5 protein-coding genes and 2 pseudogenes are annotated in these 16,707 nt (G+C 40.2%); 6 read left to right on the top strand and 1 reads right to left on the bottom strand.

The genetic code is table 11. The features are described 5' to 3' along the window. Positions 1-59: 59 nt before the first annotated feature. The 6 genes and pseudogenes from imaA (at position 60) to DQL14_RS07575 (ending at position 14,101) form a co-directional block, all read left to right on the top strand. Positions 60-8,765, top strand: a complete 8,706-nt coding sequence (imaA, locus tag DQL14_RS07600) for an immunomodulatory autotransporter protein ImaA (protein ID WP_108169289.1) — start codon at positions 60-62, stop codon at positions 8,763-8,765. A gap of 47 nt (positions 8,766-8,812) precedes the next feature. Next, the gene (gene lysA / locus DQL14_RS07595) at positions 8,813-10,030 is read left to right on the top strand and encodes a diaminopimelate decarboxylase (protein ID WP_108169288.1); all 1,218 of its coding nucleotides are present in this window, start codon (positions 8,813-8,815) and stop codon (positions 10,028-10,030) included. 4 nt (positions 10,031-10,034) lie between these two features. After that, on the top strand, positions 10,035-10,325 hold the full coding sequence (locus tag DQL14_RS07590; RefSeq protein WP_108169287.1) for a chorismate mutase: 291 nt from the start codon (positions 10,035-10,037) through the stop codon (positions 10,323-10,325). Between the two features lie 12 nt (positions 10,326-10,337). Further along, entirely contained in the window at positions 10,338-11,210 is an 873-nt protein-coding gene (locus DQL14_RS07585) for a DUF2156 domain-containing protein (RefSeq protein ID WP_108169286.1), read from the top strand. Then, positions 11,211-12,890: a bifunctional chorismate-binding protein/class IV aminotransferase gene (locus tag DQL14_RS07580; protein WP_108169285.1), complete on the top strand. Its 1,680-nt coding sequence runs from the start codon at positions 11,211-11,213 to the stop codon at positions 12,888-12,890. 192 nt (positions 12,891-13,082) lie between these two features. Beyond that, positions 13,083-14,101, top strand: a pseudogene (locus DQL14_RS07575) (aliphatic amidase). 82 nt (positions 14,102-14,183) lie between these two features. Here the strand turns inward: DQL14_RS07575 and flgL are convergent. Continuing rightward, positions 14,184-16,671: pseudogene (flgL, locus tag DQL14_RS07570) on the bottom strand (flagellar hook-associated protein FlgL). Positions 16,672-16,707 lie beyond the last annotated feature (36 nt).

The following is a 16,707-nucleotide window of genomic DNA, read 5'->3' as shown; positions in this document are numbered from 1 at the left end:
AAGGGGAGGTTTTATTACTATTTTTGTTACTATCCAGGAAATGAGAAGGTAGCATTTTAATGAAAAAGTTTAAAAAGAAACCAAAAAAGATAACACGCAAGCAAAAAACAATCTTAAAGCGTCCTTTATGGCTCGCACCTTTATTAATCGGTGGGTTTGCTAGTGGGGTGTATGCTGATGGAACAGATATTTTGGGGCTTAGTTGGGGGGAAAAAAGCCAAAAGGTATGCGTGCATCATCCATGGTATGCTCTATGGAGTTGCGATAAATGGGAGGAGAAAACACAACAATTTACAGGAAACCAACTCATCACAAAAACTTGGGCAGGGGGTAATGCGGCTAATTACTACCACACTCAAAACAACCAAGACATCACAGCCAATTTAAAAAATGATAACGGCACTTATTTTTTAAGCGGTCTGTATAACTACACCGGAGGGGAATATAATGGGGGGAATTTAGACATTGAATTAGGCAGTAACGCTACTTTTAATCTAGGTGCGAGTAGTGGGAATAGCTTCACTTCTTGGTATCCTAATGGGCATACTAATGTTACTTTTAGCGCTGGGACTATCAATGTGAATAACAGCGTAGAAGTGGGCAATCGTGTGGGATCGGGAGCGGGCACGCACACCGGCACAGCCACTTTAAACTTGAACGCTAATAAGGTCAATATCAATTCCAATATCAGCATGTTTAAAACTTCGCAAGTGAATGTAGGCAATGCTAACAGCGCCATTACCATTGGTTCGGTTTCTTTAAGCGGAGATACTTGCAGTTCTTTAGCTAGTGTGGGTGTAGGGGCTAATTGTTCCACTTCTGGGCCTAGCTATTCTTTTAAAGGGACGACTAACGCTACTAACACGACTTTTAATAATGCAAGCGGTAGTTTCACTTTTGAAGAGAACGCCACTTTTAGCGGGGCGAAATGGAATGGGGGGACTTTTACTTTTAATAAAGGATTTAGCGCTACCAATAACACCGCTTTTAATAGCGGTAGTTTTAATTTTAAAGGCGTAAGCTCTTTTAATGGCACGAATTTTAGTAACGCTACATACACTTTCAACAATCAAGCCACCTTTCAAAACAGCTCCTTTAATGGGGGGACTTTTACTTTTAATAACCAAACCAATCAAAGCGCTCAGCACCCCCAAATTCAAAACAGCTCTTTTAGTGGTAACGCTACCACTCTTAATGGTTCTGTAATTTTCCAGCAAGCCTTTAACAATTCAAACCACCAACTGACGATGCAAAACGCTTCCTTTAATAACGCCACTTTCAACAATACCGGTAAAATCACCATTAATGAGAGCGCGAGTTTTAATGATACGACATTCAACACTTCTGTTGATACAAGCAACATGACCATTACCGGTAGCGTTACTTTAAGCGGTAAGAATGACTTGAACAATGGCTCAACCCTTGATTTTGGGAGTTCTAAAATCACTCTCACTCAAGGGACGACCTTTAACCTCACAAGTTTAGGGGATAAAAATAGCGTAACGATTTTAAATTCTAGCGGTGGGATCACTTATAATCATCTTTTAAACCATGTAATCAACAGCTTGACAAGCGCCTTAAAAACGAACGAAAGCTCTTCAGATCCGCAAAGTTTCGCTCAAGGTTTGTGGGATATGATCACTTATAATGGGGTTACCGGACAGCTTTTGAATGAAAACGCTGCAACCTCTAAACCCACTGACTCTTCGCCCTCTAAATCCTCTACAAACCCTACGCAAGTCTATCAAGTGGGCTATAAAATAGGGGATACTATCTACAAACTGCAAGAAACTTTTAACCATAATTCCATCATTATCCAGGCTTTAGAGAGCGGGACTTACACGCCACCTCCTGTTATTAGCGGCTCTAAATTTGACTTATCCGCTTCAAATTATATTAATGCTGACATGCCTTGGTATGATCATAAATATTACATCCCCAAATCCCAAAATTTTACAGAGAGCGGGACTTATTACTTGCCGAGCGTTCAAATATGGGGGAGCTATACCAACTCGTTTAAACAAACCTTTAGCGCGAGTAATAGTAATTTGGTGATCGGGTATAACGCAACATGGACTGGAAATAGCGTTTCTTCTAGCGACACGGTGTCTTTTGGGGACACTTCAGGGAGCGCTCTTAATGGGCATTGCGGGCCTTGGCCCTATTACCAGTGCACAGGCACGACTGATGGCGCTTATAGCGCTTATCATGTGTATATCACAGCGAATCTGCGTTCTGGCAATCGCATAGGCACGGGTGGGGCAGCTAATCTAATCTTTAATGGGGTAGATAGCGTCAATATCGCTAACGCTACCATCACGCAACATAACGCCGGAATCTATTCAAGCTCTATGACTTTTTCCACGCAAGGCATGGATAATTCGCAGAATTTGAATGGCCTAAACGCTAATGGCAAACTTTCCGTGTATGGCACCACTTTCACTAACGAAGCTAAAGATGGGAAATTCATTTTCAATGCAGGGCAAGCGGTTTTTGAAAACACCAACTTTAATGGAGGGAGTTACCAATTCAGCGGCGATAGCTTGAATTTTTCAAATAACAACCAGTTCAATAGCGGTTCGTTTGAGATTGGTGCAAAGAATACTATTTTTAATAACGCTAATTTTAACAATAGCGCTTCTTTTATTTTCAATAATTCTAGCACGACCACTTCGTTTATGGGGGATTTCACTAACGCTCATTCAAATTTGCAAATCGCTGGGAACGCTGTTTTTGGGAACTCTACTAATGGCTCTCAAAATACCGCTAATTTTAATAATACCGGCTCTGTTAATATTTCAGGGAATGCAACCTTTGATAATGTGGTGTTTAATGGCCCTACGAACACGAGCGTGAAAGGGCAGGTTACTCTCAATAATATCACTTTAAAAAACTTGAACGCTCCTTTGTCTTTTGGCGATGGGACGATTGCTTTTAGCGCTCATTCGGTTATTAATATTGGTGAAGCTATCACTAATGGCAACCCTATCACCCTTGTAAGCTCTTCTAAAGAAATTGAATACAACAACGCTTTCAGTAAAAATCTATGGCAGCTCATCAACTACCAAGGGCATGGGGCAAGCAGTGAAAAGCTCGTCTCTAGCGTGGGTAATGGCGTTTATGATGTGGTGTATTCTTTCAATAACCAAACCTACAATTTCCAAGAGGTTTTTTCACCAAACAGCATTTCTATCCGGCGTTTGGGCGTTGGCATGGTGTTTGATTATGTGGATATGGAAAAATCGGATCATCTGTATTATAGAGATGTTGTCGGTTTTATGACCTACATGCCTAATAGCTATAACAATAATTTAGGGAATGCAAACAACACCATTTACTATTACGACAACAGCATTGATTTTTATGCGAGCGGGAAAACTCTATTCACTAAAGCGGAATTTTCTCAAACATTCACCGGGCAAAACAGCGCGATCGTTTTTGGGGCTAAAAATATATGGACGAGCGTAAGCGATGCGCCGCAGTCTAACACCATCATTCGCTTTGGGGACAATAAGGGAGCAGGGAGTAATGATGCGAGCGGGCATTGCTGGAATTTGCAATGCATAGGCTTTATTACAGGGCATTATGAAGCGCAAAAGATTTACATCACCGGTAGCATTGAAAGCGGGAATCGCATTTCTAGCGGTGGGGGCGCGAGCCTTAATTTTAACGGGCTTCAAGGCATTCTTTTAACGAACGCGACTTTGTATAATCGCGCCGCTGGGACGCAAAGCTCATCTATGAATTTTACCTCTAATAGTGCGAACATTCAGGCTCAAAACTCCTATTTTATAGACGATACCGCACAAAATGGCGGCAACCCTAATTTTAGTTTCAACGCTTTGAATCTGGATTTTTCTAACAGCTCTTTTAGGGGCTATGTGGGGAAAACGCAATCTGTTTTTAAATTCAATGCCGTTAATGCGATCAGTTTCACCAACAGCACGAATTTAAGCTCTGGTTTGTATCAAATGCAAGCTAAAAGCGTGTTGTTTGACAATTCCAATTTAAGCGTTTCAGTGGGGACAAGCAGTATTAAAGCCAATGCGATCAATCTTTCTCAAAACACCTCTATCAATGCGAGCAACCATTCAACCTTAGAACTTCAAGGCGATTTGAATGTGAACGACACCAGCTCGCTCAACCTCAACCAAAGCACGATTAATGTTTCCAATAACGCCACGATCAACGATTATGCGAGCTTGATTGCGAGCAATAACGCTCATATCAATTTTAATGGGACAACCAATTTCAATTCAGCGGATATTACTACGAGTTTGAATCATTCTTCTATCGTGTTTAAGGGAGCGGTTTCTTTAGGAGGGCAGTTTAATTTAAGCAATAACTCTTCTTTAGATTTTCAAGGCTCTAGCGCTATCACTTCTAACACGGCGTTTAATTTCTATGATAACGCTTTTTCTCAAAGCCCCATTACTTTCCATCAAACTCTTGACATTAAAGCGCCCTTGAGTTTGGGAGGCAACCTTTTAAACCCTAACAATAACAGCGTGCTGGATTTAAAAAACAGCCAGCTTGTTTTTAGCGATCAAGGGAGTTTGAATATCGCTAACATTGATTTACTAAGCGATCTGAACGATAACAAGAATCGTGTGTATAACATCATTCAAGCGGGTATGAATAGTAATTGGTATGAGCGCATCAACTTCTTTGGCATGCGCATCAGTGATGGGATCTATGATGCTACTAACCAAACTTATAGTTTCACTAACCCCCTTAATAACGCCCTAAAAATCACCGAGAGCTTTAAAGACAACCAGCTAAGCGTTACGCTCTCTCAAATCCCGGGCATTAAAAACACGCTTTATAACATTGGCTCTGAAGTCTTTAACTACCAAAAAGTTTATAACAACGTTAATGGCGTGTATTCTTATAGCGATGACGCAGAAGGCGTGTTTTACCTCACTAGCAATGTGAAAGGCTATTATAACCCCAACCAATCCTATCAAGCTAACGGCAGCAATAACACCACGAAAAATAATAATCTAACCTCTGGATCTTCTATCATCTCGCAAACCTATAACGCGCAAGGCAACCCTATTAGCGCATTACATATCTATAACAAGGGCTATAATTTCAATAATATCAAAGCGTTAGGGCAAATGGCTCTCAAACTCTACCCTGAAATCAAAAAGATATTGGGGAATGATTTTTCGCTCTCAAGTTTGAACGGCTTAAACCCTAATGCGCTAAACCAGCTTGCCAAACTCATCACGCCTAGCGATTGGAAAAACATTAACGAGTTGATTGATAACGCAAACAATTCGGTCGTGCAAAATTTCAATAACGGCGCTTTGATTATAGGAGCGACTAAAATAGGGCAAACAGACACCAATAGTGCGGTGGTTTTTGGGGGCTTGGGCTATCAAAAGCCTTGCGATTATACTGATATTGTGTGCCAAAAATTCAGAGGCACTTATTTAGGGCAGCTTTTGGAGTCCAGCTCGGCTGATTTGGGCTATATTGACACGACTTTTAACGCTAAAGAAATTTATCTTACCGGCACTTTAGGGAGTGGGAACGCATGGGGGACTGGGGGGAGCGCGAGCGTAACTTTTAACAGCCAAACTTCGCTCATTCTCAACCAGGCTAATATCGTAAGCTCGCAAACCGATGGGATTTTTAGCATGCTAGGCCAAGAGGGTATTAATAAGGTTTTCAATCAAGCTGGGCTTGCTAATATTTTGGGCGAAGTGGCGATGCAATCCATTAACAAAGCCGGGGGATTAGGGAATTTGATAGCGGATATGCTAGGGAGTGATAGCGTGATTGGAGGGCATTTAACGCCTGAACAAAAAAATCAAACCCTAAGCCAGCTTTTGGGGCAGAATAATTTTGATAACCTCATGAACGATAGCGGTTTGAATACAGCGATTAAGGATTTGATCAGACAAAAATTAGGCTTTTGGACCGGGCTAGTGGGGGGATTAGCCGGACTAGGGGGCATTGATTTGCAAAACCCTGAAAAGCTTATAGGGAGCATGTCCATCAATGATTTATTGAGTAAAAAAGGGTTGTTCAATCAGATCACCGGCTTTATTTCCGCTAACGATATAGGGCAAGTCATAAGCGTGGTGTTGCAAGATATTGTCAAACCGAGCAACGCTTTAAAAAACGATGTAGCGGCTTTAGGCAAACAAATGATTGGCGAATTTTTAGGCCAAGACACGCTCAATTCTTTAGAAAGCTTATTGCAAAACCAGCAGATTAAAAGCGTTTTAGACAAAGTCCTAGCGGCTAAAGGCTTAGGGTCTATTTATGAACAAGGCTTGGGGGATTTGATACCTAGTCTTGGTAAAAAAGGGCTTTTCGCTCCTTATGGCTTGAGTCAAGTGTGGCAAAAAGGGGATTTTAGTTTCAATGCGCAAGGCAATGTTTTTGTGCAAAATTCCACTTTCTCTAACGCTAATGGAGGCACGCTCTCTTTTAACGCAGGGAATTCGCTCATTTTTGCCGGAAACAATCATATTGCTTTCACTAACCATTTTGGAACGCTTCAATTATTGTCTAATCAAGTTTCTAACATTAACATCACCACGCTTGATGCCAGCAACGGCCTTAAGATTAATGCCGGTAGTAACAATGTTTCCGTGTCTCAAGGCAATCTGTTTATCAACGCTAGTTGCGCCCAACAAAGCGATCCAACTACAGCTAAGATTGCAAACCCTTGCGCGCTTAACGCCCAAAGCGCGAATGACGCTTCTTCTAATAATGCGTCAAATAACGCGCCAATCGCCTTGAACAATAACGATGAAAGCTTGATGGTTACGGCGAATGATTTCAATTTTTCAGGCAATATTTACGCTAACGGGGTGGTTGATTTTTCAAAAATTAAAGGCTCTGCAAACATTAAAAACCTGTATCTTTACAATAACGCTCAATTCCAAGCCAACAACCTTATTATTTCCAACCAAGCGGTGTTAGAGAACAACGCTAGCTTTGTAACGAATAATTTAAACATTCAAGGGGCGTTTAACAACAACGCCACGCAAAAAATAGAGGTGCTTCAAAATTTAGTGATCGCTTCAAACGCTTCTTTAAGCACCGGTGTTTATGGGTTAGAAGTAGGGGGGGCGTTGAATAATTTTGGGGCGATCCATTTTAATTTAGAAAATTCTCAAACGCCTGTAAATCCGCTCATTCAAGCAGGAGGCGTGATCAATCTCAACACTACCCAAACGCCTTTTATGAATGTCAATAACAGCATAGCGAATAACACGACTTACACTTTATTGAAAAGCAGCCGTTACATCAATTACAATATCAACCCCGATAGCTTGCAATCGTATTTGAAGCTCTATACCTTAATCAATATCAACGGAAACCACATAGAGGAAAAAAACGGCGTGTTGACTTATTTGGGCCAACGGGTTTTGTTGCAAGATAAGGGGTTATTATTAAGCGTAGCGTTGCCTAACTCAAATAATGCCTCTCAAAACCATATTTTAAGCCTTTCTGTTCTTCATGACCAGATTAAAATGTCTTATGGCAACAAGATCATGGATTTTACCCCCCCTACCTTACAAGATTACATTACGGGCATTCAAGGGCAAAGCGCGCTCAATCAAATTGAAGCTGTTGGGGGGAACGCTATCAAGTGGCTTTCAACATTGATGATGGAAACTAAAGAAAACCCACTTTTTGCGCCGATTTATTTAAAAAACCACTCTTTGAATGAAATCTTAGGCGTAACAAAAGATCTTCAAAACACCGCAAGCTTGATTTCTAACCCTAATTTTAGGGATAACGCTACCAACCTTTTAGAATTGGCGAGTTACACCCAACAAACCAGCCGTTTAACAAAACTCTCTGATTTTAGGGCTAGAGAGGGAGAGTCTGCTTTTTCTGAGCGCTTGTTAGAGCTTAAAAACAAGCGTTTCAGCGATCCTAACCCTGGAGAGGTTTTTGTCAAATACTCTCAACTTAGCAAACACCCAAATAACCTTTGGGTTCAAGGGGTGGGAGGAGCGAGCTTTATTTCTGGGGGCAATGGCACGCTTTATGGCTTGAATGTGGGCTATGACAGGTTGGTTAAAAATGTGATCCTTGGGGGTTATGTGGCTTATGGGTATAGCGGTTTTAATGGGAACATCATGCGTTCTTTGGGTAATAATGTGGATGTGGGGATGTATGCGAGGGCTTTTTTAAAAAGAAACGAATTCACTTTGAGCGCGAATGAAACTTATGGAGGCAATGCAACTAGTATCAATTCTTCTAATCCTTTGCTCTCTGTGTTGAACCAACGCTACAGCTACAACACCTGGACAACGAGCGTGAACGGGAATTACGGCTATGATTTCATGTTCAAACAAAAAAGCGTGGTGTTAAAACCTCAAGTGGGCTTGAGCTATCATTTCATAGGCTTGAGCGGGATGAAAGGCAATGATGCCGCTTACAAACAATTTCTCATGCATTCAAACCCCTCTAACGAATCGGTTTTAACGCTCAACATGGGGTTAGAGAGCCGTAAATATTTTGGTCAAAATTCCTATTATTTTGTAACGGCGAGATTGGGTAGGGATCTTTTGATCAAATCTAAAGGCGACAATACGGTGCGTTTTGTGGGTGAAAACACTTTATTGTATCGCAAGGGGGAAGTTTTCAACACTTTTGCGAGCGTGATTACAGGGGGCGAAATGCATTTGTGGCGTTTGATGTATGTGAATGCGGGGGTGGGGCTTAAGATGGGCTTGCAATACCAAGACATTAATATAACTGGGAATGTGGGCATGCGAGTGGCGTTTTAGCTTTTTTGCTATAATGCTTCGTTCAAATTTTATGATTAGGTTTTTCTATGTTTAATTATGAAGAGCTGTTTCAAACTCACAAAACCCCTTTTTACCTCTATGATTTTGACAAAATCAAACAGGCTTTTTTGAGTTATAAAGAAGCGTTTAAGGGGCGTAAGTCTTTGATTTGCTACGCTTTAAAGGCGAATTCCAATTTGAGTATCCTCTCTTTATTAGCCCATTTAGAGAGCGGGGCGGATTGCGTTTCCATAGGTGAGATACACAGGGCTTTAAAAGCCGGGATCAAGCCTTATAGGATCGTGTTTAGCGGAGTGGGTAAAAGCGGATTTGAAATAGAACAAGCCCTAAAACTCAACATTTTATTTTTGAATGTAGAAAGTTTTATGGAATTAACAACGATTGAAACAATCGCTCAATCTTTAGGGATAAAGGCTAGGATTTCCATTAGAATCAACCCTAACATTGACGCTAAAACGCACCCCTATATTTCTACCGGTTTGAAAGAAAATAAGTTTGGCGTGGGAGAAAAAGAAGCTTTGGAAATGTTTCTTTGGGCTAAAAAAAGCGCGTTTTTAGAGCCTATTAGCGTGCATTTTCATATCGGATCACAGCTATTAGATTTAGAGCCGATTATAGAAGCGAGCCAAAAGGTGGCTAAAATCGCTAAATCTTTGATCGCGCTAGGGATAGATTTGCGTTTTTTTGATGTGGGCGGAGGCATTGGCGTAAGCTATGAAAATGAAGAAACGATTAAGCTTTATGATTACGCGCAAGGGATTTTAAACGCGCTTCAAGGCTTGGATTTGACCATTATTTGTGAGCCGGGCCGATCCATCGTGGCTGAGAGTGGGGAATTGATCACGCAGGTTTTGTATGAAAAAAAGGCTCAAAACAAGCGCTTTGTGATTGTAGATGCGGGCATGAATGATTTTTTACGCCCGAGTTTGTATCATGCTAAGCATGCCATAAGGGTTATAACTCCCTCTAAAGGGCGTGAGATCTCGCCTTGCGATGTGGTAGGGCCTGTGTGCGAGAGCAGCGACACTTTTTTAAAAGACGCCAATTTGCCAAAATTAGAGCCAGGCGATAAAATAGCGATTGAGAAGGTTGGGGCTTATGGCTCTAGCATGGCCAGTCAATACAATTCGCGCCCCAAACTCCTAGAATTAGCCCTAGAAGATCACAAAATCAGAGTGATAAGAAAAAGAGAGGCTTTAGAAGATTTATGGCGGTTAGAAGAAGAAGGCTTAAAAGGGGTTTGATTAGATGCAAAAGAATTTGGATAGTCTTTTAGAAAATTTAAGGGCTGAAATTGATTTGTTGGATAATGAATTGAGCGATCTTTTAGACAAACGCTTAGAAATCGCTTTAAAAATCGCGCTCATCAAACAAGAAAACCCCATTTATTGCCCTAAAAGAGAGCAAGAAATTTTAAAACGACTCAACCAAAGGGATTTCAAGCATTTGAATGAAGAAATTCTTACGGGTTTTTATGCAGAGGTTTTTAAGATTTCTAGAAAATTTCAAGAAAACGCCCTAAAAGAGTTAAAGAAATAAAAGAGAGTTGCCATGTTTGAAAAAATTACCCTAGCGCATAAGGACTTGTTTTCAAGGTTTCTACAAACTCAAAAAATCGTTTTATCGGATGTGAGTTTTACCAATTGCTTTTTATGGCAGCACGCAAGGCTCATTCAAGTGGCGGTGATTAGGGATTGTTTGGTGATTCAAACCACTTATGAAAATCAAAAACCCTTTTATTTCTATCCTATCGGTAAGAGGCCGCATGAATGCGTAAAAGAGCTTTTGAAATTAGAAAAAAATTTAAGATTCCACTCCCTGACTTTAGAGCAAAAAGACGATTTGAAAGACAATTTTGTAGGGGTGTTTGATTTCACTTACAACAGAGACAGGAGCGATTACGTTTATTCTGTTGGAGAATTGATCGCGCTCAAAGGGAAAAAATACCATAAGAAAAAAAACCACTTAAACCAGTTTTTAACCAATTGCGCAAATTTTGTTTATGAAAAAATTTCTCCTCAAAACAGAAAGGAAGTTTTAGAAGCCTTTCAAGAGTGGTTTTTAGAAAGCCAGACCGATGATATAGGGCTAATCAATGAAAATAAGGGCATTCAAAGCGTGTTAGAAAATTATGAAAGCTTGGATTTAAAGGGGGGGCTTATTAGGGTTAATGGGGAAATAGCCTCGTTTAGTTTTGGGGAAGTTTTAAACGAAGAGACCGCGCTCATCCACATTGAAAAAGCCCGCGCAGATATTGCAGGCGCGTATCAAATCATCAACCAACAATTGCTTTTGAATGAATTTAGCCATCTAACTTACGCTAACAGAGAAGAAGATCTGGGATTAGAGGGCTTAAGAAGGTCTAAGATGAGCTATAACCCGGTGTTTTTGATAGACAAATACGAAGCCGTTGCTAAAAATTAAATGATTTTTGGGGATTTTAAATATCAAAAAAGCGTTAAAAAACTCACAGCCACTAATCTTAATGAGCTTAAAAACGCCCTGGATTTTATCTCTCAAAATAGGGGTAAGGGGTATTTTGTGGGGTATCTTTTGTATGAAGCGCGTTTAGCGTTTTTAGATGAAAATTTTCAAAGCCAAACCCCTTTTTTGTATTTTGAACAATTTTTGGAAAGAAAAAAATACTCTTTAGAGCCTTTAAAAGAGCATGCGTTTTACCCTAAAATCCACAGCCCTTTAGATCAAAAAACTTATTTCAAGCAGTTTAAAGCCGTTAAAGAGCATCTCAAAAACGGCGATACCTATCAAGTGAATCTCACAATGGATTTATTTTTAGACACTAAAGCCAAACCAAAGCGCGTTTTTAAGGAAGTGATACACAACCAAAACACGCCTTTTAAGGCTTTGATAGAAAATGAGTTTGGGAGTATTTTAAGCTTTTCGCCGGAATTGTTTTTTGAATTAGAGTTTTTGGACACAGCGATTAAGATTATTACAAAACCCATGAAAGGCACGATCGCTCGCTCAAACAACCCCTTGATAGATGAAAAAAACCGATTGTTTTTGCAAAATGATGACAAAAACAGAAGCGAAAATGTGATGATCGTGGATTTATTGCGTAACGATTTGAGCCGCTTGGCCTTAAAAAATAGCGTGAAAGTCAATCAATTGTTTGAAATCATCAGTTTGCCGAGCGTGTATCAAATGATAAGCGAGATTGAAGCTCAATTGCCCCTAAAAACCAGTTTGTTTGAGATTTTTAAGGCGTTGTTCCCTTGCGGCTCTGTGACCGGATGCCCTAAAATCAAAACCATGCAAATCATTGAAGAATTAGAAAAACGCCCTAGGGGGGTGTATTGCGGGGCGATAGGCATGGTTGGAGGAAAAAAAGCCCTTTTTAGCGTGCCTATCCGCACTTTAGAAAAAAGAGCGTGCGAAGATTTTTTGCATTTGGGGGTAGGGAGTGGGGTAACTTATCAAAGTAAAGCGCTAAAAGAATATGAAGAGAGCTTTTTAAAAAGCTTTTTTTTGATGCCCAAAATAGAATTTGAGATCGTGGAGACGATGAAAGTTATCAAAAGGGATCAAAAATTAGAGATTAACAATAAAAACGCCCATAAAGAACGCTTAATGCATAGCGCCCAATATTTTAACTTTAAATACGATGACAATCTTTTAGACTTTGAATTAGAAAAAGAAGGGGTTTTAAGGGTTTTATTGAATAAAAAGGGCAAGCTCATTAAAGAATACAAAACCTTAGAGCCTTTAAAAAGCCTAGAAATCCGTTTGAGTGAAACCCCCATTGATAAACACAATGATTTTTTATACCATAAGACCACTTATGCCCCTTTTTATCAAAAGGCTCGAGTGCTCATTAAAAAAGGCGTTATTTTTGATGAAATCTTTTATAACCAGGATCTAGAACTCACTGAGGGCGCTAGGAGCAATCTTATTTTAGAAATCCATAACAGGCTTTTAACCCCTTATTTTAGCGCGGGCGCGTTAAACGGGACGGGTGTTGTGGGGTTGTTAAAAAAGGGTCTTGTTGGGCATGCCCCTTTGAAATTACAAGACTTGCAAAGAGCGGCTAAAATCTATTGCATTAACGCGCTATATGGCTTAGTGGAAGTGAAAATCAAATAACTATAAAAATAGAGTAACTAAAACCTCATTTTTAGAAATAGGTTACCCAATAGAACAAAAAAGTTAAAACTCGCCCACAATAATCATAATGATTAAAGTTTTTATATTCATTATAAATCCGTTTACACAATTATTTTATAAATTCAAGTAGAGGGTTTGTAGGAACTCTCATCAAAAAACAAGGAATATAACATGAGACATGGAGATATTAGTAGCAGCCCGATACTGTGGGTGTAGCGGTAGTTAATTATAAGATGCCTAGACTCCACACTAAGAATGAGGTGTTGGAAAATTGTCGCAATATCGATAAGGTGATTGGTGGGGTCAAACAGGGTTTGCCCGGGTTGGATCTGATTATTTTCCCTGAATACAGCACGCATGGGATCATGTATGACAGACAAGAAATGTTTGACACAGCCGCAAGCGTTCCTGGAGAAGAAACCGCAATCTTTGCTGAGGCTTGTAAGAAAAACAAGGTTTGGGGAGTGTTCTCTTTGACAGGGGAAAAACACGAGCAAGCCAAAAAGAATCCCTATAACACTTTGATTCTTGTCAATGATAAGGGTGAGATCGTGCAAAAATACCGCAAAATCTTGCCTTGGTGCCCTATTGAATGCTGGTATCCTGGGGATAAAACTTATGTGGTTGATGGGCCTAAGGGCTTGAAAGTTTCTTTGATCATTTGCGATGATGGGAACTACCCTGAAATTTGGCGCGATTGCGCGATGCGTGGGGCAGAACTCATTGTGCGCTGTCAAGGTTACATGTATCCGGCTAAGGAGCAACAAATTGCGATAGTGAAAGCTATGGCGTGGGCTAATCAATGTTATGTAGCGGTAGCGAATGCGACCGGCTTTGATGGGGTGTATTCCTATTTTGGGCATTCTAGCATTATTGGTTTTGACGGGCATACTTTGGGCGAATGCGGGGAAGAAGAAAATGGTCTTCAATACGCTCAACTTTCCGTGCAACAAATCCGTGATGCGAGAAAATACGACCAAAGCCAAAACCAACTCTTCAAACTCTTGCACAGAGGTTATAGTGGGGTTTTTGCTAGCGGCGATGGGGATAAGGGTGTGGCGGAATGCCCTTTTGAGTTTTATAAAACTTGGGTTAATGACCCCAAAAAAGCTCAAGAAAATGTAGAAAAAATCACTCGCCCAAGCGTGGGTGTGGCCGCTTGTCCTGTGGGCGATTTGCCCACGAAATAAGGGGCAAAAGGAGGGGGGCTTCATAGAAGCTTAAAAGCATTTTTAATGTCTCTTTTTAGAACGCTTAAAAACCACCAAAAAATTACAAATATTTCGTTAAAGACAAATTGTTGATTTTGTTCGTGGAAGCCAGAACGGCGTTATAGTTGTTAGTGAGATTGGAAAATTTGTTGTAAGTTTCTGCCATATCTGTGCCGGTCGTTTCCCCACGAATGCTTTGAACTTGTGTTTTTAAAACTTCATTACGCCTGATAATGTTCTCAAACGCTTTACCATGAGCGCCGTTTTTAGCGATCATTTTTTCTATGTGATCGCTCAAGTGATCTATAAGGGTGATGCCGTTTTGAATGCCTAAATTACGCATATCGCTAGAGTAAGTATCCCCTAAAGCGTCCGGGCGATAAATCCCTTTTCTTACAGAAGTGATGATATTTTCTAATTGATCAAAAAAATTCACGCTGGGCTTGTCAATAATGAGAGCGTTATTAGCGTTTAATTTAAGGCTTGGTTTGTCGCTGTGCAAGGCGTTTTGAGAAAAATCATTCGAGTCCTTATCAAAAAGCATGAACTGCATTTTGGTGTTGGAATGCATGTTATCTTGGATAATGACTTTTCCCTCTTCATTCAAATTAACAGAAAGGTTGTCTTTAGCTTGTTTTAACAATTCAATAAAGCGCTCCTTGCTTTCTTTGGAAGTGGGGTTATCGCTGATTTGTTGGTAGATGGCTGGGTCAGTATTGCTGTAATTGAGCGCGATACTCATCGCATCCATAAGCTGCCTGTAAGTTACTTCATTGGGTTTAGAAGCTTGAATATCAGCGCTTGTGGGGTCATAAAGTGGGATTTTAACGCCATTAGGCAAACTCAAAAAAGCCCCATTATTATCCAAGTTTATTTGCGCTTCCAAAAATAAGCCATTCACATCGTTTAATTTCATGTTAAAAACGCTATTTTCCAAACTCCCCTTAGCGGCTTCACTCAGTTTAGTAGAGCCATTAGCTGTGCCATTTTGAGCGGTTTGAGCGACATTGCTTTCTAATTTTGCCCCTTCTTTATTGAAATAGGTTTTTTGGTATTCGCTCGCGTTATTAGTGGGGATACCGGCCACTTCTAGCCCTTTTTGATCTAGGGTGCTTAAAGCCAAAGAAATAGGCGATTCTTTAGAAGAATTGTCAATAATATTCAAACGCCCGTTTGTTTCAATTTCCACATCCACTTCATTATTGAAGCGTTCTTTAATCGCGTCTTTCAAATCTTTAATCGTAGAATTTTTCACGTCTAAAAGAATGGGAATATCCAAACCAATAGGGAGGTTTGGGATTTTAATAGCGCTTGTTTCGTCCAAACGGCTGGCATTGATTTTTAAAGTTTCCACGCTATCGCCAAAAATCTCGCTCAATTTAGTGTTTTTGTTGGCTAAAACATTGTCTTTAGTGACAAACACGCTAGGGATTTCAAGCGTTTTAGGATTATACATGTTAGGCACCGCTTTAACTTGGCTCAAACTCCTATCCGTTACAAACGCGCTTTTGACGTATTCAGTAACCCTTTTTCCGCTCGAACGCAAGGCGTCTAAATCATCAAAATCCCCATCGCTAGAAATCAAATGAAAATCCAAATTTTCACTGCCGGGCGTTAGGTTTTTGATCTCAATTTGCCCCCAATTGTTCAAACTCACATCCACGACTTTATTTTGCGAAGTGTTCCCGTAAGCATGAGCGATTTTATCCAACAAATCGCTCACTTTAGAGGCACTCTCTTGGTTTTGATAGGCTTTATCCAGCGCGAATTTTTCTTTAAAACTAGAGCCATCAGGCCTAACGCCCTGCAAATAAAAAAAACTCTTTAGGGTCGTTGGTAGGGTCTTTGTCGTTATCGCCGATGAGCTCTCGCAAGGTATCGCTGGGTTTAATGAAAACTTCTTCAGGCAATGAAGAATGCTCTAAAGCGTCCATCACATCAGGGTGGAGCTTGTTTTGATTGAATAATTTAATGTTGGTGGTAATGAGTTTGTGTTTGTCTTTATCGGTGCCTAAAAACAAATCTTGCCCGCTGATATTATAAGGCACAAGGTTATCAGAGCTAATAAGCGCGTTTAAATCTTCGCCATTGCCATGGTATTTCCCATTACTATCAATGGGAGGTCTATCCACCTTACTGCCCCCAAATAAAAATTCCCCCCCTATAGAGGTGTTAGCAACATTCATCATATGCTCTTTTAAGCGTTCTAAATCGTTAGCGATAGCGGCGCGAGAAGTTTCTGAATGCACATCGTTAGCGGATTGGATGAGTTTGGTTTTAAACGCCTCCATCGTTTTAGAAAATTCTTGCAAGGCTTTGTCGGTATTGAGCGTTGAAGTGTAAGCGTTTTGAGCCACATCAATGCCTTGATCTAAGGTGTTTTCTTCGTATTGGAATTTTAAATTCTGGTTGTTAATGTCGCTGTTTTGATAACCATAACGGATTTTTAGCCCTGAAGCGATCTGCGTGTTAGCGTCGTTGATTTTATTTTGTAAAGCGTTTTGATAGTGATTCATTTGGTTGTATTTTGAGTCAAAGGTAACGCGCATGATCAAATCCTTATTGGTTTTTTAACAAACAAGCTA

Origin of the sequence: Helicobacter pylori NCTC 11637 = CCUG 17874 = ATCC 43504 = JCM 12093 (assembly GCF_900478295.1) — a bacterium.
In the GTDB taxonomy this organism is placed as follows: domain Bacteria; phylum Campylobacterota; class Campylobacteria; order Campylobacterales; family Helicobacteraceae; genus Helicobacter; species Helicobacter pylori.
The sequence above is the reverse complement of the archived record's forward strand: the minus strand, read 5'-3'. Positions and strand labels throughout refer to the sequence as shown.